Below are 18,714 nucleotides of genomic sequence, written 5' to 3'. Positions count from 1 at the left end.
TCTTCACTACACTTGTTTCTGACTTCTTCTATTACGCCTATGACGCTCGTCTTCTTCCGGTAAAGAGTGAAATGACGAACAACACCAGAAATAACACAAACAATATTTTGGCGATTGTAGCAGCTATGGATACAACGATACCAAAAAAACCTAAAATCCCGGCGATCAAGGCAAAAACTAAAAATAAAGCGGACCATTTCAGCATGTTCTGCATCCTCCTTCAATTGTATATAATGTGGCATACTCACGCCCGATAGAGCGTGGCTGCGGATGACGGCTGAATCATTGAATCTTTCGTGGCTCTGCCATCGTTATATGTTGTTTTAAACCGTGCCCGAATCCTTGAAACATAGCGTCAGGAGTGGGGGAAAAGCAAGGTGTAACGTTGTTTCGTGTCTGAATGTAAGGGGTAACTATGCAGTAATCATAAACATCATCGTGAAAAACGAAAGAGAGGTTAGGCCATGTTAACACAGGTCAGTATTTTTATTATCGCTATCGCATTTGCAGTTCTCGTTATTTTCCTCATTAAAACACTCAAAGCAGCACAAGGCTCTCTGGAAAAGGTAACTCAGACTCTCCAGGATGTACAAAAAACGGTAGATGAACTGAGCTATGAATTAAAGCAAACGGTTCGACATGCCAATGATATTACCGCTGATGTTGATCATAAATTGAAGCAGGTGGAGCCTGTGATGGAATCGGTAAAAAACTTGGGCGAGGTGCTTAACGAAGTCACTCTGGCTGCGAAGCAGGCTTCAGCGGCATTAATCACCCGGTTTCAGAAGCCGCATCATACAGTGGATAAAAAGACAGGTACGGAAACCGCGATCAAGTCAGCTTCTTCGAACAGGCCACAAACTTCAACGGAACGGACGGTTCAGAGCTACAATGAGACCTACGAGGAGCCTGCAGCAAAGCCAGCCAAAAACTGGTTGGGTTATGTAGATATCGCTGCCGGGGTGTGGCAAAAAATGCGTCAGTAGCATAGTGGCTGAACCGTAAATTATAGGAAATTCATTGAAAGGGTGAGATTTATGATGAAGATTTTATGGCTAGCTGCTGGTTTGCTCACTCCCTTTTCCGGACAGGATACGGTTCAGCAAGCCGTTTCCCCGCATACGGCGGGGCATGTAGTAAGGGCTGTGCAGACGATTCCCGCCAAAAATGCCGTACCGGCTGATTTTCATACGCTAAACGGCATATCTTTGGACGATACGCGTGCGGATGTATTGAAAAAACGGGGCAAGCCCCTTCAAGTAAAGGAGGATTCGCTGCTGCTTTCTACGGAATATCAATATCCTGACGTCGTGGTCGGTATGCGAGGTGATATGGTTTCTTATGTGCATGTAGATCCCGCTGCTGGACAGATCAAGGTCAATGATGAGTGGCTGCCGCTGAAACGGCAGACGCTGGATAAAGCGCTGGGTGGCTCACAATTTACAGCGGAGGATGGCGAGGTATACGTTCGTGGACAGCGTGCGATCAAAGTGTTTATGGATGAGGCGTCCGATAAGCCCGAATATGTCGAGTTTTTTGACGAAGCAGAATGGTAATATCTTTAATTTTAAGAGCATGACATAACATGGAAGTTTCAAACGAATGTACAGCGTGTAATAGTCAGAGAAGTCAATCCTAATAAGGAGCGTGAGAAACATGAATCAGACCCATCATAAATCTTATGCCAAAGTGGTAGAGAACGGTGTACAAGCCGTCGAAGCGGTGAATGAATTGCGCAACACGGGCTATCGTTATGAGGATGTGTTCGTGCTCGCTCATGATCAGGACCGGACGGATCGTATTGCAGATACGGTGGATGCCAAGGAAATCGGGATGAAGGAAGAGGGCGTTTTTGACTCATTAGCCAATCTGTTCCGTTCCCGTGGTGACGAGCTTCGCGCTAAAATTACTTCCTTGGGATTTACAGATACGGAAGCTGATTTTTACGAAAAAGAACTGGATCAGGGCAAAGTTCTAGTCATTGCCCAAAAAGCTTGATAACGTCGGTTGAACAGGAAAATAGACTGGCATTAGAGCTGAAAAAGAGGATGCTGACCGCCGCACAAGTGCTTTGCGGTTCCTCCAAAAACATAGATAGGGAATGGGGCGAGGGCCTCATTCCTTATCTATGTTTTTGGAATGCCTTCTTATGGAGACGCTATTCAGGTCCATAAGGGTGATGTCGCTTAAACAGGTATAGTATAATACATGGGTTACAGATAAGGAGAGAGAAATGAGAATCCTAATTGTTGACGATAATCCGACCAATGTCATTATTATTCGTGAAATATTAAAGAAAGAAAATTATAGGGATGTTATCTCTGCCAGCTCGGCCGCAGAAATGTTGGAGCATCTGGGGATCGGCGACCGTACCATTAGTCTGCGCCCCCGACCTTCCGATATTGATTTGGTTCTGCTGGATATGATGATGCCTGAAATGGATGGTATTGAAGCTTGCAGCATCGTACAGGAATACGAGCATCTGAAAGATATACCCATCATCATGGTAACTGCTGTAGGCGATTCCAAGAAACTGGCAGAGGCACTGGACGTAGGGGCCGTCGATTACGTCACCAAGCCTATTAATAAGGTAGAGTTAATGGCCAGAATACGGCTTGCCTTGCGTCTCAAACAGGAAAAGGATTGGCATAAAGACCGGGACCAGCGGATTCAAGACGAACTAAAGCTGGCCGCGATGGTACAGCAGGCGGTGCTTAGTCCTGCCATTCAAGACCCGGTGCTGCAAGTCAATGCCCTGTATCAGCCCTCCTTTGAACTGGCGGGAGATTTGTATTCCTGGTATCCACTCGGGGAAGGAAGATATGCCATCATTTTGCTGGATATGATGGGTCATGGCATCTCTTCTTCACTGTTCTGCATGTTCATTGCTTCTGTACTCAAGGATACCGTGACCACGTACGTAGAGCCCGAAAAGGTAATTCAGGAGCTGAATCGTCGCTTTAATCAACTGGATCTGGGCAAGCAGCTCGTGCAGTATTATTTTACGGCGATCTATATGGTCATTGATACCCGTTCTCGGCGGATTGATTATGTGAATGCGGGGCATCCGCCCGGCTTGCTGTTCAGTCAGGACGGCAGCATCACCAAATTTGACCGTGCGTGCAGTCCGGTAGGCTTGTTTGATAAAATTGATGCGGAAATGCACACGATCCATTATGAAGGATCGGGGCATATCACTTTGTATACCGATGGCTTGCTGGAGGCCGTAGAGGGCGAATATGAGGAACAACTGGAATATTTGACTGCGTGTCTGCGCCAGCATGAGGAATGGAATGAAGAAGCGATGCTGGATGCTTTTTTTCGTAAAGAAGCACCGCAGGATCGCGATGATGATAAGTGCCTGATCTGGATTTCATTGAAAGAGGGAGAGGGCTTGCATGAAAATCAGAAATAAACTGCTGATCGGCTTCGGGTCGCTTATGGCGATCCTCCTTGTGCTGACACTAATCAGCTATGATCGAATGGGGAGTCTGAATGAGCAGCTGAATCAGGTTTACCAGGACCGCTATATGAAGGTCCGAAAAACAACGGCCATTCGCGGTCAGGTGAACGATATGGCGAAGGTTATGGCCAATCTGATCCTGAATCCGGGGTCCTCTGTCAGTGAGGCCAAACGCGACCTTGATCGTATTACCGCTTCCGGGAATAAAGTGCTGGACCAACTGGAATCCGATTCCGGTACCAGTGAGGAGCAGCAGCAAGTGGATCGGGTAGCGGCCGCCTGGAAGGACTTCCTGAGCTATGAGCAAAGGCTGATTTCCTTGTTGAGTCAAGATCGTATTGAGGAAGCAAATGCTTTCCGTAATAGTACGGGGTTACCTGCTCAACAGGAGGCGCTGGACAGTGTTTCTACACTTGCCGTTTTTCAGGATCGGGAAATAGATCATGATATGGAGCAAGCCAATCAGGCTTATCAGGAATCTGTACAGATTACCACGATTCTGATGGTCGCGGGTCTGCTTATGGGGTTATTGGTTATTTTGTGGGTGCTTCCAAGTATTGCGAAGGGTCTGAACATCGTTAACCTCATGATCAACGGCTTTGGCAAAGGAAAATACAGGGCGATCAGCCGAATGAATGTAGCTTCCAGGGACGAGATCGGGGAGGTTGCCCGTGTATTTCAACAAATGGCTGGCGACCTGGAGGAAAAGCGCAAGTTTGAGCACTCCGTTCTACAGACGCAGAAGGATCAAGCCTGGCTCAATGCCAACACAGCACGGGTAACAGAACTGTTCCGGGGCGTGAATTCACTGGAGCAAGTCGCACAGATGTTTATCAGTGAGTTCACACCCATTTTGGGAGGCAGCTACGGAGCGATTTATTTGCAAGGCAAGGAAGTGGAGGATGCCCAATTTAAGCTGTACGGCTCCTATGCGAAGGAGGCTGGTGAAGATTCGATCAAGGAGGTTATCCATGTTGGCGAAGGCTTGCTTGGACAAAGTGTTCAGGATCGTAAGCCGATCCTGATTACAGAAGCTCCTGATGGATACTTGTCCATCGGCTCCGCATTGGGGGCGAGTAAGCCGGTGGGAATTATGATTTTCCCTATTTTGTTCGAGGACGATTGTATCGGTGCTGTGGAAGTAGCGTCGCTGGACCGCTTTAGTGATCTGGAGACGAAGCTATTTGCTCAATTAGTCGAGAGCTTGGGGATCATTTTGAACAACATCAAGGGACGGATGCGGGTAGAGCAACTGCTGCGCGAATCGCAGGCGTTGACTGAGGAATTGCAATGCCAGTCCGAAGAGCTTCAAACCCAGCAAGAGGAGCTCAAGCGTTCCAACGAAAATTTGGAGGAGCAGACGGAGGAGCTTAAACGCTCTGAAGAGCTGTTACAGCGTCAGCAGGAGGAACTGGAGCATTTTAACACCGAGCTGATTGCCAAAACGAGAGCGCTGGAAGAGCAGGTTCGGGAAGTGGAAGAAAAGAACGACGAGATCGAACGTGCGCGTGCCCAGTTGGAGCAGCAGGCGATGCAGTTGGGCATCACCAGCAAATACAAATCCGAGTTTTTGGCCAACATGTCTCATGAGCTGCGTACTCCGCTGAATAGCTTGCTCATTCTTTCTCAGCTTCTGTCTGAGAACAAGGATGGCAATCTCAAGCCCAAGCAGGTTGAGTATGCACAAACCATTTATATGTCAGGCGCGGATTTACTGAAAATGATTGATGAAATTCTGGATTTATCCAAAGTGGACGCCGGGAAAATGGATATTAACCATGAAGCCGTCAATCTGAAAGAGCTGGAGATGTTTGTGGAGCAAAATTTTGCTCCGGTCGCAGCCAAACGTGAGCTTCAACTCCATACCGAGATAGAAGAAAGCTTGCCAGAAGCCATTATCAGTGACGGTTATCGTCTCAAACAAATTTTACGGAATTTACTGTCCAATGCATTCAAGTTTACGACAGAGGGATCTGTTCGTTTTAGTGTTTCAAGGGCAACCGGTGGCCAGCTTCCCGGTTTTCTAAATCCGCATAAATCCTATCTGGCCTTGTCTGTACATGATACGGGCATCGGCATTGCTTCGGATAAAACGGATCTGATTTTCGAGGCATTCCAGCAGGTAGATGGAACAACCAGCCGTAAATACGGCGGAACTGGACTTGGTTTGTCGATCAGCCGCGAGCTTTCCAGATTACTGGGCGGTGTCATTACAGTAGAATCCGAGCAGGGACAGGGCAGTTGCTTCACGTTGTATCTGCCGGAACAAACGCAAACAACAGAGAGTGCGGAGTCGCAATCGGGTGCGGAACTGGATATGGGTGGCGTCGCAGCATCCGCAGAGTCGAATTCTCCTATGCTTGTTCCCGCTGAGCAGTTGCCTATGTATCAGATGCCTTCAAAGGAAAAATCGGAGGACATCGTGCACCCGGGCGACGACCGGAACGAGATTGCCTCGAAGGATAAGGTATTACTGATCATAGAGGACGATGTTAAATTCGCTAAAATCCTGTACGATATGGCTCGTAGCCGAGACTTTAAGGCACTTATCGCTCTACAGGGAGACGATGGGCTGGACATGGCCAGATCCTATTTGCCGGACGCCATTATTCTGGATATTCAATTGCCTGTAATGGATGGCTGGTCCATTTTGGGCGAGCTGAAAGGAAATTCATCGACGCGGCATATTCCGGTACATGTTATTTCGGTCATCGACGATGTGAAGCAAGGCTTGATGATGGGCGCGATTGCCTATCTCAAAAAGCCATCTTCAAAGGAAAGTCTGGATAAGGCATTTTCACATATTAAATCATATACAGATAAAATGGTGAAACGTCTTCTCGTGGTCGAGGACGATGAGAATCAGCGTAAATCCATTATTGAACTGATTGACCATGACGATGTTGCTATTACGGCGGTGTCCACCGGGCAAGAAGCACTGAATGAGCTGGGGGTACAGCGGTATGACTGTATGGTGCTGGATCTTATGCTGAACGATATGACAGGCTTTGAATTGCTCGACCGCATTCGGGACAATGAGCAACTGACCGATTTGCCGATTATTATTTATACGGGTAAAGATCTGGACAGCAAAGAAGAAACGCAACTGCGCAAATTTGCGGAGTCCATTATTATTAAGGATGTTAAATCGCCGGAACGGCTTTTGGATGAAACGACCCTGTTCCTGCATCGTGTTGAGGCGAATCTTCCTGAGGACAAACGTAAAATTTTGCAGAAGCTATATAACAAGGAAGAATTGTTTGAAGGTAAAAAAATATTGTTAGTGGATGATGATATTCGGAACGTATTCGCTCTGTCCAGCGTGCTGGAAGGTTACCGTATGGAGGTTACTTTTGCGGAAAATGGTAGAGAAGCGCTGGAAATGCTGGAACAGACACCTGATTTTGATCTGGTGCTGATGGATATGATGATGCCGGAAATGGACGGATATGAAGCCATGCGGCGAATCCGGCTGTTGCCACAATTCGAGAAGCTGCCTATCATTGCGCTCACAGCCAAGGCTATGAAGGATGATCGTTCCAAGTGTATTGAGGCAGGCGCTTCTGATTATGTGAAAAAGCCGATTCAAACCGAACAGCTTTTGTCATTAATGCGGGTATGGCTGTATTCGTAGCTTGAAAAAATGGGTAATATAAATCAACACAGGAATTGGGGCGGTACTGGCAAAACCTCAGGAATTGGAGAGAGATTATGACATCAAAGGATGCGGCGGATAATGCTGCTATTGAACTGAAATCGAATGAAGCTGAGCGGGAAATGATTGAAATAGAGCTGTTGCTGGAAGGAATTCATCGGCTGTACGGCTACGATTTTCGTAACTATGCTCTGCCTTCGATCAAGCGGCGTATTTATTATCATGCACAGTCCGAGAAGGTTAGCACGATATCAGGGCTTCAGGAGAAGGTGCTGCATGATCGCAGTGCCTTCGACAGACTGGTACAAAGCCTTTCGATTCCAGTAACCGAGATGTTCCGCGATCCAGAGCTGTTTTTAAATTTCAGGCAGAAAATAATACCGATTTTACGGACATATCCGTACATTCGAATATGGCATGCAGGTTGCTCGACAGGTGAGGAAGTATACTCGATGGCGATCATGCTGCATGAAGAAGGCTTATATGATAAAGCCCGTATTTATGCGACGGATATGAATAACCTGTCTTTACAGCAGGCGAAGGAAGGCGTATACGGAATTGATCGAATGAAGCTGTATACCAAAAATTATTTGGAGTCAGGAGGCACGCAATCGTTCTCCGAATATTATACAGCCAAGTATGATTCAGTCATGCTTCATCCTTTTTTACGTAAAAACATTATTTTTGCGGAGCACAACTTGGCGACAGACCGGTCCTTTAACGAGTTCAACGTTATTTTTTGCCGGAATGTCATGATTTATTTTAACGATGAACTTCGCAACCATGTACATGGGTTGTTTTATGATAGCTTGAGTTATTTTGGCGTGTTGGTGCTGGGGGCCAAGGAATCCATACATTTTACCGATTATAGTGATTCCTACGAGCCGCTGGACCGGATAGAAAAAATATACCGGAAGATTAAATAGAGATGCTTAGGAGGATTCCATGGGGCTTCATGAACCGATTCATATACTGCTGGTAGATGACAGACCTGAGAACCTGCTCGCTCTTGAAGCGGTGCTGGAGAGTGAACAATATAATTTGGTAAAGGCTACGTCTGGGGAAGAAGCGCTGCGATGTCTGTTAAAAGATGAATTCGCACTGGTAGTCCTCGATGTACAAATGCCGGGTATGGATGGAATTGAGACCGCAAAGCTGATTAAGGCCAGAGAGAAAACGAAAGATATTCCGATTATCTTCATTTCCGCTAACAGTAAAGAAGCGGAGCATTTGTTTGCCGGTTATTCAGCGGGTGGTATTGATTATATGGTGAAGCCATTCATCCCTCAAATTCTCAAGTCCAAAATTGAAGGCTTTGTGCAGATGTATCTGACCAACAAACGCCTGAAAACACAGTCCATGCTGCTTCATCAGAAGACACATGAGCTGGAGAAGATGAATAGCGAACTGATTGCCGCCAAGGAGGCAGCCGAAATCGCGGCTAATGCCAAGACGGAGTTCCTGGCTATGATGAGCCATGAAATTCGGACTCCTATGAACGGTGTGATTGGCATGATTGACCTGTTGATGGAAACAGAGCTGCACAGCGATCAGCAGGAGTATGCCGATATCATCCGCCGCAGTGCAGATGCGCTCGTAGCGGTCATTAATGATATTTTGGACTTTACCAAGCTGGAGTCAGGCAAAATGGAGGTAGAGGAATATCCGTTCGATCTGGTTTCCTGTATCAAGGAAGTTTTCAGCCTGTTTACGGTGGAAGTAAATCGAAAGAATCTGGAGATGGATTATTTTCTGGATGAACAGCTACCTCCAGTATTATACGGTGATATGGGAAGACTGCGTCAGGTTCTCATTAATCTGGTATCCAATGCCGTCAAATTTACAGATCGTGGTGGTGTATACGTCTTCGCATCGGTCAAAGAGCATAGCGCCGAAGGACTTACTGTCGAATTTTCCGTGAAGGATACAGGCATTGGTATTGAGCCAGCCAAGGTTGGAAGGCTGTTTCAGCCCTTTTCCCAGCTTGATTCCTCGATGACGCGCAAGTATGGTGGAACTGGTTTGGGACTCGCTATTTGCAAAACATTGGTGAACATGATGGGCGGCGATATCGGTGTGGATCCAAGTGGAGAGCAGGGGGTAACATTCCATTTTACAACGAAGCTTGGCTGTGCTCAGGACAATGAACTGGAGGGAGAGTCCAGTTACGAATGGGAAATTCCCCATCAGAACTCCTTAAGCCGTAAACCCGTATTGGTCGTAGATGACCATCCAATCAACCAGAAGCTGATGGTCAATATACTGGATAAGCTCGGTTTGGCTGCGGATGTGGCAGCAGACGGGCAGCAGGCGCTTGATATGGTCATGGCTAATCAGGATTATGACTATATCTTCATGGACCTGCAAATGCCTGTGATGGACGGATTAGAGTGTACGGGCAAGGTGCGTGAACAATTGGCGGGAAGGTCACAGCCTGCTATTATCGCCATGACAGCGAATGTGATGGATGGTATTCAGCCCCGATGTATTGAAGCCGGAATGAACGATTATATCAGCAAGCCTGTGAAAATCAGCAGTGTAAAACAGGCTCTACTGCGGCATTCTCCGGATCATTTTCCAATGCAACCAGGCAAAGATCAAATTCATGAGGCGTAGCCTGATGCGTAGATGGTGACATTTGGAAGGTGCAGAAAGCATCATATGGTGATTCAAGCGATCGTATAATGGGTTAGTAAGTAAGGAAATCTTTTTTCGGGAGAGTAGGCCTATGAATACTAATAAAAATGAGAAATTCAATGCGATTACAGAAACAAGTGATGGAGTAAACACCGTTTACCTTAGCGGAGAGCTGGATCTTTCGGTGGCACCTGATTTTCGTCTGGTGATGGAGCCTTTGGTGGGGGAATCCGCCCAAGACTTGATTATTAACTTAAAAGAACTTAAATACATTGACAGTACAGGTATCGGTATTTTGTTATCTATTTTGAAGGCAAGGCATGGGATGGAGTCCCGGTTTGCCGTTCAGGAGGTACCCCCTCAAATTCAAAAACTGTTCGATGTGACCGGTATTGCCAAATTCTTTGTCCCCCAGGAGAATTCCCAATAGGAAAGGAAAGAAAAAGAAATGAACGCTCAAATTCAAAAAGTAGTTCTTAACTTGCCGGCAACTGCTGACTTTGTCGATATTGTAAGATTAAATTTGTACGGAATTGCCGTGAAAATGGGATTCTCTTACGAGGATATAGAAGACATGAAAGTGGCTGTATCTGAAGCCTGTAATAACTCTGTCCTTTATGCTTACGGTCATGAAGGCGGAGTGGTGGAAGTAACATTCGAATTTGACGAAGCTTCGTTGTCCATCCGTGTCAAAGATGAAGGGGAGAGCTTTGAACGAATGGAGAACCCGTCCCGACTTGCATCCTTGCATGACAAAGAGCTGAATGATGCACAGGTAGGCGGACTGGGCTTCTATCTCATGCAGGCGCTTATGGACGATGTCCATATCTTGAATGAGACTGGAAAAGGCACTGAAGTCGTGCTTGTAAAGCGTCTGGTCAGAAGCGAGGAAAAAGTATGAATGAAAAGGTAACTCCCCCGGAGTCGATGGATGAAGCCGTTGGTCTAATCTGGGAGTACCAGCAAACCAAAGATAACGAGATTGCTACCGTACTGATCCGCAAGTATGAGCCGATGGTCAAGATGGCTGCCGGGAAAATCTCCCGTAACCGTCCGGACTTATACGAGGATTTATATCAAACCGGTCAGATGGCATTGATACGTCTGCTTCAGCAATACGATATCAGCTTGGGTATCCCCTTTGAACCGTATGCTATGAAAAGTATGCTGGGACATATGAAAAATTATTTGCGCGACAAATCCTGGTACATTCAGGTTCCACGCCGCATCAAGGAAAAGGGTGCGCTCGTTCAGCATGCCATCGACGAACTGACCGTTAAGCTGGAACGTTCGCCGAATGTGAACGAGATTGCGGAGTATTTGGACCTTACCGTAGAGGAAACGATCGAAGTGCTCGCAGGCCGTGAGTGCTACCATTATGTGTCACTAGACTCCCCTTTATCCCAGGAGGAGAGTGCGGCTACGTTAGGCGAGCTTATCAGTTCGGATGCCAACGACTACGACACTGTGGAAAAACGAATGGATCTGCAGCAAGCCTTAAGCCAGCTGAAAGAGCAGGAACAGAAGGTGCTCCTTCTGGCATTTCAGGATGGTCAATCTCAACGTTCGATTGCGCAGACCTTGGGCGTATCGCAGATGAGCGTATCCCGCATCCAGAAGCGGGCGACCGAGAAGCTGAAGCAAATCATGTCTAATTCTTCTATCTCATGAGAGGAAGAAGAACTTCATGGTTTCGATTACTGGACGTCACATAATAGGACACGCCATTCCATAAGGGAAGCGTGTCCTTTTTTAAGCGGAAAAGGAGGGGAGGAAGGTTGAAATCTACGGCAGCATTTGAACAGATTTCCTCCTTTCGCGGAGGGTGGGAATGGTGGGATATTGGCGCTACAGACTGGCAGGACCCCATTATACAAGAGCTGAAAGAGAAACTTTCGGAGGCCCGGGAATGGCTGGACAAGGTAGAGGACATCCCATCCAGTTTTATTTCTGTGCGCTTTCTGGATGGCGTTCAACCCTTGATATGCGGATCGCTGATCTATTCCATTCAGGAGGAAATCGACAGCCAACGCGATGGTAACAAGTTCTATTTCCTGGTCGTGGGCCAGAAATTAGTAACCTTAAACCTGGATCAAAATACCCGCGAAATCATGCACACGGCCGAACGTCAAAAAATGCTCGACCGATGTGAAAGTGCAGCTGATGGCATGTTTGTACTGGCAAGGGCCGTTCTTCATTATTTTCATACGGGGATGGACAAATTCGAGATTAACCTGAGAAAACTGGAAGAGACTATGGAGAAAAGAAATGCCCGTACGCTAATGGACTCCATATTGAATGCGCGTTTTGAGCTGTTGTATTGGAGTAATATGTTCATTCCATTTTCAGAACTGGTAACGGCTTCCCGGGAAGCGTATCTGGATGAGCTGGAGGAAAATCGCTTTTTTAAGCAGTTGCTTCACCGTGTCAATCGAATGGAAGGGCTGTTCCGGCATTATGAAAAGGAAATTGACACGTTGATCTCCATTGACGATGCCATTTCTGCATTTAGGGGAAATGAGATTACGAAGACACTCACCATTGTAACAGCCGTATTTACGCCTGCAACCGTAGTGGGCGCCATTTGGGGCATGAACTTCGAGAATCTGCCCTGGATCAAAACAGGCTGGGGCTTTACCGCCGTGATTGCGGCGACCCTGTTAAGTATGGTGGGTATGTACGGCTGGCTGATGATGAAGGGATGGACAGGAGATTTGCTGAAAACGAACAAGCGCCACAAACTTTAGCTGAGTCATCCCAAATGTACAGATAAAAACGATCCATGGTAATGGGCTACGTGTACACACGAACCTCTGGTTACTATGGATCGTTTGCCGTCTAATTTCCACCTTGGCTCATTTTAATATAGCCCAGCAGCTCGGCAATAAAATCTCCGATGATCGGAAGATTCAGTTGTACAAGGAAGCTGAGCAGCCAAGCGAGCAGGGCGAGTATGACGACCGTACCCAGCGTAAGGCCAAGACCCCTTGCAATGCCTGCGGTCAGGTTGCTGATGATCCTTTTTTTAGGATTGGAATACGTTTCCAATACATCGCGAAATTCTACTCTTTCCAGCATGTCGGCTATTTGATCTAAGCGCTTATTAAGCCGCTTCACCTCATGACGCAGCTCAAAAGGGTGCTCATTCACATCAAAATCCCTGGTTTGATCCTGACCCTGTCGGGGATGAAAGGTCCGTTTGTTGTTTACGCTAAGATCATCTCCATACGAGTTTGGCTTGCTCATCGTCATCCCTGCCTTTCTGTCATCTAAAAAACAGCCAGCTTCGTGCATGCTGGCTGTTTAGTGTTTTAAGGTCTATTCTTGTTGTACATAGAATTCCCTGTCATTAGGAAGTAGTGTTTAATTGTTTTTGCGTTTCCTTGGCAGCTTGGGCCGCTGCATCCTTAATTTCTTGATCAGCCTTGACTGCTTCATCAGCAACATCGGCAGAGGCTCTGGCAACGCTGGATAAAATAATGTCTTTGCTATCGGATACGGTTTTAGCTACATCTTCTGTTTTAGTGGAAACCGTTTTAGCCAGATCCGTTGCTTTGCTGCTGACTACGGTTGCAACGTCTTTTGTTTTATCGGCAACCACTGTAATTTTATCAGACAAATCGCTGCGCAAATCTCGACCCGGTTTAGGAGCGAACAGCAGGGCTGCCGCAGCACCAATCAAACCTCCGATAAATAAACCTTTTGCAAAGCTTGAAGTATTACCTACTGTATTTTGATTATCAATGTTACTCATGTCATATCACTCCTCGTATAGAATAAAAAAATATATAAATGTTAGGTAGCCCTTCTTAAAAGCCTGGACACAAGTCCGAGCAGGAACACAAATAATGCGGTTCCGAGTATGGCGGGAATGACTGCAAAATCACCGATGACCGGACCCCAGTTTCCCAACAGCGTGACACCGAGCCAAGCTCCTACAAATCCGGCGATCATAGAGCCTGCAATGCCACCGGGCATTTCATGGCCAGCGAGCGCGTCGCCAATCAATCCGATAATAATAGCCATTACAATACTTAATACTATTCCCCACACAAGGATCGCCTCCTTTATCCTTTAGTTTAGCAGAAACGTCTGTTTAACAGAATCATAACGCTTTTTTGTGAGTGGTGAGTTTAGAGTGCTGTATTGTCTCGCTTACTTCGTATATAAACGCCGTGACTCCGTGTGAAACAAGAAAGCGCCTCGAACCGCTTACGGGAGGGGGCAGAAATAGGCAGAGGACCCCGCAGCCGTGGTCGCCTATAGATAACAGGAACGGTTAACACGAGCCAAATGATTCAGGCAATATAACCGCCCGCGATGTCGGTTGGACAGTGAACCCCCAGATAGATAAGGCTTAGCCCAATCGGGAGAATCAAAAGCGCGCCAAGTACGCAAGGAAGGAGGAAAGACATCCGCGAAGAAAATCCAGAAGAGAATGATAAAAAATAAAGCTCCTATCCCGTTGCGCGTCTGTTGATGCGAACGGAGATACGAGCTTTATTTACGGGCACAGGCCGCTACCATGAACAGTGTCACCCAAGATGATAGGCTGCAAGTATGCTAAACGGCGTGCATCTGTCTTCTGATTAGGAGGGATTACGTAATCTTCCCAGCTCGGAGACGATGGCCTCGACTTCTGAAATACTCAGATTAGGCTTGTTTATCACCATATCATAGACATCACGGAGATCCTCGTATTGCTCCAGAGAGAAAGCGGAGGACTGCATAGCAGCGCCACTCGCCATACGAAGCTTGGTTTTGATGCCTTCAATCATATGTTCAATGTTGGCATGAGACGGTACAGACAAATCCATCGTTAATGTTCCATCCTTTCATATCAGGGGAAGTTGCCTGTATTGTATCATGTTTTTATTGTAGAATGTACTGAAAGTCAGATTATCGGTCAATGGCCGGATCAAGGAGGATGGACGAAGGTGTCTTTGTATAATCGGGCTTCTGTATCCAGACGCTCTCCTATAGACAGTAGTGCGGAAAAAACAGATCGTGAAGGGCTCGTACCGTTTTTTCGGGAAATTCATTCTCAGCATGAGATGAATAAGCTGACCTTTGTTTGTATCGGCACGGATCGTTCGTCAGGCGATTCACTGGGACCGCTGGTCGGCACCATGCTTATGGGACAGGGCTTTCCGCACGTGATCGGCACAATGACTGAGCCGTGCGACGCGGATCATCTGGTTTCGTATTTGGAGCGTATTCCCCAGGACCATCATGTGATTGCCATCGACGCTTGTCTGGGACAGCAAGGAGCGGCGGGGATGTTTCTGGTTGCCCGTGAGCCGTTAACTCCGGCGCGTTCGGTCGGACTGGCGCTGCCGTCTGTCGGAGATTACAGCGTCGCAGCTATTGTGAATGAGCGTAGTCCCAAACCCTACTGGACATTGCAAATGACATCACTACATCTCGTCATGACGATGGCTGCACACATAGCCCATGCTGCGTCTTGCGGGTTTGGTTTAAGAGCAGATTCGCAAGAATTTCCAGAGGGCTACCGTTTCAGATATTGATGGTCTGCTTAATAATATACATCAGCATGTTCCAATCATAATATATTCGCTCCAATAGATTATATACAGAGAAAGAAGGGTTCCACATGGAAAAGGTACTATGTGAAGGAACGACGATCTGCTATGCCGAACAGGGAAAAGGAGAGCCCATAATACTGTTGCACGGATTTTGTGGAAGCTCTTCCTATTGGGATGAGGTTGTTCCATTGCTGTCCCAAAGCTATCGCTGCATTGTTCCGGACTTGCGTGGTCATGGACGTAGCGATGCTCCGCTTGGAGCCTACACGATTGATCAAATGGCGAACGATGTGCTTAAGCTTCAAGAGCAACTGGACATCCCAAAGGCTGCCTGGTTTGGTCATTCCCTCGGGGGCTATTTGACGCTTTCTGCGGTACAGCGCCATCCCGAGCGGCTTACAGCCTTCGGACTGATTCACTCCACTGCATACGCGGATACGGAGGAAGGAAAAGAAAAACGGAACAAGGCCGTATCCACTATTCAAACCGAAGGGATTACCACATTTGTAGATGGACTCGTCCCTGGACTATTTGCTCCAGAACATGTAGAGTCCTTATCGGATCAGGTACTCAAGATCAAAGAAATCGGTTATAAAACGCCGCCGCAAGGAGCCGTAGGCACATCTTTGGCTATGCGTGAGCGTTCTGACCGCCGCGACGTTCTGTCAGCCTCCACCTTGCCAACTCTGTTAGTGGCGGGTGAGCAGGATCAGGCGGTTCCTCCCGCCCGGACGTTTACGACAGATCGGGCCGGGGTCACTCAGGTCACCATATCTGGAGTTGGTCATATGAGCCTGTTCGAAGCGCCGGAACAAGTGGCACATGCCATTTTGGCATTTTTACAACAAAACATCCAGCAATAAGCTCAAGCAGTCAAGCCAAAAACCGGAACCATCTGGTACAAATACAGAGGGTCTCCGGTTTTTTTTCGTTCTAAATTGATTTTGGTTGTTACAAACCGGATTCCGCCTCGACTGAGCTATTTGGCTTTTGTACAAGGATGACTTACAATCAGAAGTGTAATGGCTCCTGGTTGTTGAGGCATCGGGATGAAAGGAAGCGAACGGCTTGCTCAGAAAAGATTATTTGCTCAGTATGATGGAAGAAATGACATCCGCAGTGGCATCGGTGCTCGGTCTAAGGCGTGAAAATAAACACGTCGAAGCGCTGAAACAACTGGATGACCTGCTTAACAAGCAGTTTCGTCTTCGTTCAGATTTGCTCAGACGATTGCCGCCGGAACAAATTATAGAGCTTTTTCGATTGGGTCCCGGTATTGAAGCAGACAAGCTTCAGCAGGTGGCTCGCATTTTGGAAGAAGAAGCCGCTATTTACTTGGAAACCGACAGAACAGACGAGGGCATACGAATCTTGATTAAATCCCTTCATCTATATTTGTACAGTGATTTGAATGGCGCAACCCGTGACATTCAGGTGCTGCCTGAGCGAATTGTGTGTATTGTCAATCTGGTTCGGGAATATGAGCTGCCAGTCGATACAAGCAAGCTGCTGGCTGCCCATTACGAGCGAGAGAACAGATTGGACGAGGCTGCTGATGTCTGGTTTGGACTGGCATGGGAGCAGTCGGAGCTGCTGCCGGAAGCAGAGGCATTTTATACTCAATTGCTGAATAAGACTGATGCGGAGCTTCAACGGGGTGGACTTTCACGCCGGGAAGTAACCGAGGGTCTGGTCGAGATTACCCAACTACATGAAAGAAAGTGAGATGTACCTTTTGGATTCACTGCGTGAGCTTATATACCAACTAACTACAGGAGGGTCCCTCATAACCGCTACGCTGAGTCAGCTTCGCAAACGGGAGGATGCTTCCTTTACTAAAGTGCAAATCAAGCCTGTGGAATTGAAGAACAAGCTGCATTACCAGTTTGCTTTTCATTATAGCAACAAGGTCATTCATGAAAACCTGCTCCCTGACGAAGCTAACGAGCGCATGACCGCCTTGTTTGAGGACACGTTCCGTCAAGGACTCTTGTGTGCGAAGGATGCGGACTATCAGGTGCTGATCAGTAAAAAATATAAAGTGTCTGTTTTGACAAAATCACCGAGCAAAAGTACAGCCGACCTGTCTCATAACCGCAAAAAGCAATATGTGCTGGAAGAAGGGGAACGGATTCCTTTCCTGATTGAGCTTGGGATCATGAATGAGGACGGCAAGGTACTGGCCCGCAAGTATGATAAGTTCCGCCAAATCAACCGTTTTCTCGAAATGGTGCAGGATGTACTGCCTAACCTTCCCGTAGGCCGCCCGTTAACCATTGTGGATTTTGGCTGCGGCAAATCATATTTGACCTTTGCACTGTATCATTACTTGGCAGTACAGCAAAAACGACCTTTGCAGATCGTCGGTCTGGATTTGAAGGCAGATGTTATTGAAACCTGTAATCTTCTGGCTCAAAAGCTGCAATACCGCCAATTGGAGTTTTTGGTCGGTGACATCGCGGACTATAACGAGCTGGAGCAGGTGGATATGGTTGTGACTTTGCATGCCTGTGATACCGCAACGGATGCCGCATTGGAGAAGGCAGTTCGTTGGGATGCATCTGTCATTTTGTCGGTTCCGTGCTGTCAGCATGAGCTGTTCAGCCAGTTGGAAAATCCGGTGCTGGAGCCGTTGCTTTCCCATGGTATTTTGAAGGAGCGCTTTTCAGCGCTGGCGACAGACGGTATCCGGGCCAAGCTGCTGGACATGATGGGATATCGGACACAGCTGCTGGAATTTATCGACATGGAGCATACGCCTAAAAATATTTTGATCCGTGCTGTCAAAGGCCAAGCCGGGGAACGCTCTGTTTTATGGCGTGAATACACGGCATTTCGGGATTTTATTCATGCTGATCCTTATTTGGAGCGTGCTTGTGCGGATTTGCTTCCCGAGGGAGCAGGGCAAACGAAGAAGCAGGGATAGAAATATAGCAAAAGTGGGGCCACTGCGGTGTGGCTCCACTTTTTTTGCAAATCACAGTTTACAGTTTGCTGCTTAAGGTTGCTTCCCTTGCCTATTCTTGGATACGCAGAGCTATCCGCCATAGGCACTTCTGAAGGCAGTGCACAAAACGGTGCGATCAACCTTCCACAATGCCGCGAGCTCCTCACTGACATCCTCATCCCACCAGTCGCACAGTAGTCTGCGATTGCTGTGGTTTTCGGCGATCCAGATGAGGTGTCCGACGACCTTGCGGCAGTACAGCTCCTCGCCCTGCTTGACCAGATCGGGGGCGATGTGAACAGGCAGACGCTTGCAGGCTCGGTACAGCTCTTTGCTGCATGCACGCCGGATACCACGAGCCGTGGGTAAACGGGATTGCGGATTGTTATGTTTGGGGATTTTGCCGGGAGGCATATCATATCCCCTCCTCTCTCTCACAACTTATGCGGGCAGAAGAGCGAGGGTC

The 18,714-nt window shown here is 47.4% G+C and carries 21 protein-coding genes and 1 pseudogene; 15 read left to right on the top strand and 7 right to left on the bottom strand.

The annotated features are described in order from the left end of the window. Positions 1–37 precede the first annotated feature (37 nt). A complete protein-coding gene (locus C1I60_RS01925) occupies positions 38–205 on the bottom strand; it encodes a DUF1328 domain-containing protein (protein ID WP_137060263.1) in 168 nt (55 codons plus the stop codon). A 259-nt stretch (positions 206–464) separates the two neighbouring features. Here C1I60_RS01925 and C1I60_RS01920 point away from each other — a divergent pair, with 259 nt between their 5' ends. The 11 genes from C1I60_RS01920 (at position 465) to C1I60_RS01870 (ending at position 12,502) form a co-directional block, all read left to right on the top strand. Then, complete coding sequence (locus C1I60_RS01920) at positions 465–986, top strand: DUF948 domain-containing protein (protein WP_137060262.1); 522 nt, start codon at positions 465–467, stop codon at positions 984–986. A gap of 51 nt (positions 987–1,037) precedes the next feature. Beyond that, the gene (locus C1I60_RS01915; protein WP_137060261.1) at positions 1,038–1,556 is read left to right on the top strand and encodes a hypothetical protein; all 519 of its coding nucleotides are present in this window, start codon (positions 1,038–1,040) and stop codon (positions 1,554–1,556) included. A 100-nt stretch (positions 1,557–1,656) separates the two neighbouring features. Continuing rightward, positions 1,657–1,998: a YflT domain-containing protein gene (locus tag C1I60_RS01910; protein ID WP_137060260.1), complete on the top strand. Its 342-nt coding sequence runs from the start codon at positions 1,657–1,659 to the stop codon at positions 1,996–1,998. 235 nt (positions 1,999–2,233) lie between these two features. Then, entirely contained in the window at positions 2,234–3,415 is a 1,182-nt protein-coding gene (locus tag C1I60_RS01905; protein ID WP_137060259.1) for a PP2C family protein-serine/threonine phosphatase, read from the top strand. Continuing rightward, on the top strand, positions 3,399–7,097 hold the full coding sequence (locus C1I60_RS01900) for a response regulator (protein ID WP_137060258.1): 3,699 nt from the start codon (positions 3,399–3,401) through the stop codon (positions 7,095–7,097). Before C1I60_RS01905 ends, C1I60_RS01900 begins: the two co-directional genes overlap by 17 nt. 77 nt (positions 7,098–7,174) lie before the next feature. Further along, positions 7,175–8,044 carry a CheR family methyltransferase gene (locus tag C1I60_RS01895; protein ID WP_137060257.1) on the top strand — a complete coding sequence of 290 codons (870 nt, stop codon included), beginning with the start codon at positions 7,175–7,177 and terminating at the stop codon, positions 8,042–8,044. 19 nt (positions 8,045–8,063) lie between these two features. Beyond that, positions 8,064–9,734 (top strand): response regulator, encoded by a 1,671-nt coding sequence (locus tag C1I60_RS01890; protein WP_137060256.1) that lies wholly within the window; start codon positions 8,064–8,066, stop codon positions 9,732–9,734. A 112-nt stretch (positions 9,735–9,846) separates the two neighbouring features. Then, positions 9,847–10,185, top strand: coding sequence for an STAS domain-containing protein (locus tag C1I60_RS01885; protein ID WP_137060255.1), 339 nt, complete (start codon positions 9,847–9,849; stop codon positions 10,183–10,185). 18 nt (positions 10,186–10,203) lie between these two features. Further along, positions 10,204–10,656, top strand: coding sequence for an anti-sigma B factor RsbW (gene rsbW / locus C1I60_RS01880; RefSeq protein ID WP_137060254.1), 453 nt, complete (start codon positions 10,204–10,206; stop codon positions 10,654–10,656). Beyond that, entirely contained in the window at positions 10,653–11,426 is a 774-nt protein-coding gene (locus C1I60_RS01875; protein ID WP_137060253.1) for a sigma-70 family RNA polymerase sigma factor, read from the top strand. Before rsbW ends, C1I60_RS01875 begins: the two co-directional genes overlap by 4 nt. Positions 11,427–11,533: 107 nt before the next feature. Beyond that, complete coding sequence (locus C1I60_RS01870; protein WP_137060252.1) at positions 11,534–12,502, top strand: magnesium transporter CorA family protein; 969 nt, start codon at positions 11,534–11,536, stop codon at positions 12,500–12,502. 91 nt (positions 12,503–12,593) lie between these two features. Here the strand turns inward: C1I60_RS01870 and C1I60_RS01865 are convergent, their stop codons facing one another. The 5 genes and pseudogenes from C1I60_RS01865 to C1I60_RS01845 form a co-directional block, all read right to left on the bottom strand. Beyond that, positions 12,594–13,007 (bottom strand): DUF5665 domain-containing protein, encoded by a 414-nt coding sequence (locus C1I60_RS01865; RefSeq protein WP_043922285.1) that lies wholly within the window; start codon positions 13,005–13,007, stop codon positions 12,594–12,596. A 97-nt stretch (positions 13,008–13,104) separates the two neighbouring features. Next, positions 13,105–13,509, bottom strand: a complete 405-nt coding sequence (locus C1I60_RS01860; protein WP_137060251.1) for a YtxH domain-containing protein — start codon at positions 13,507–13,509, stop codon at positions 13,105–13,107. Positions 13,510–13,550: 41 nt separating this feature from the next. Continuing rightward, the gene (locus C1I60_RS01855; protein WP_137060250.1) at positions 13,551–13,808 is read right to left on the bottom strand and encodes a GlsB/YeaQ/YmgE family stress response membrane protein; all 258 of its coding nucleotides are present in this window, start codon (positions 13,806–13,808) and stop codon (positions 13,551–13,553) included. Positions 13,809–14,056: 248 nt separating this feature from the next. Continuing rightward, positions 14,057–14,173: pseudogene (locus C1I60_RS25090) on the bottom strand (phosphatase PAP2 family protein); the annotation flags it as partial. A 171-nt stretch (positions 14,174–14,344) separates the two neighbouring features. Then, entirely contained in the window at positions 14,345–14,572 is a 228-nt protein-coding gene (locus C1I60_RS01845; RefSeq protein ID WP_044644451.1) for a DUF1128 domain-containing protein, read from the bottom strand. Positions 14,573–14,692: 120 nt separating this feature from the next. Between C1I60_RS01845 and yyaC the strand changes: the two genes are divergently transcribed. The 4 genes from yyaC to C1I60_RS01825 all read left to right on the top strand — a co-directional run bounded on the left by yyaC (position 14,693) and on the right by C1I60_RS01825 (position 18,227). Further along, entirely contained in the window at positions 14,693–15,283 is a 591-nt protein-coding gene (gene yyaC / locus C1I60_RS01840; protein ID WP_137060249.1) for a spore protease YyaC, read from the top strand. An 86-nt stretch (positions 15,284–15,369) separates the two neighbouring features. Then, a complete protein-coding gene (locus C1I60_RS01835) occupies positions 15,370–16,164 on the top strand; it encodes an alpha/beta fold hydrolase (RefSeq protein ID WP_137060248.1) in 795 nt (264 codons plus the stop codon). A 205-nt stretch (positions 16,165–16,369) separates the two neighbouring features. After that, positions 16,370–17,026, top strand: a complete 657-nt coding sequence (locus C1I60_RS01830; protein WP_137060247.1) for a DUF6483 family protein — start codon at positions 16,370–16,372, stop codon at positions 17,024–17,026. Then, positions 17,013–18,227 (top strand): class I SAM-dependent methyltransferase, encoded by a 1,215-nt coding sequence (locus tag C1I60_RS01825; protein ID WP_137060246.1) that lies wholly within the window; start codon positions 17,013–17,015, stop codon positions 18,225–18,227. Before C1I60_RS01830 ends, C1I60_RS01825 begins: the two co-directional genes overlap by 14 nt. Before the next feature lie 111 nt (positions 18,228–18,338). Here C1I60_RS01825 and C1I60_RS01820 read toward each other — a convergent pair whose 3' ends face one another. Then, on the bottom strand, positions 18,339–18,662 hold the full coding sequence (locus tag C1I60_RS01820) for a dehydrogenase (RefSeq protein ID WP_137060403.1): 324 nt from the start codon (positions 18,660–18,662) through the stop codon (positions 18,339–18,341). Positions 18,663–18,714 lie beyond the last annotated feature (52 nt).

Source organism: Paenibacillus terrae (genome assembly GCF_005217525.1).
In the GTDB taxonomy this organism is placed as follows: Bacteria; Bacillota; Bacilli; order Paenibacillales; family Paenibacillaceae; genus Paenibacillus; species Paenibacillus terrae_C.
Note: the sequence above shows the minus strand (reverse complement) of the source record. Positions and strands in the feature narration are given on the sequence as shown.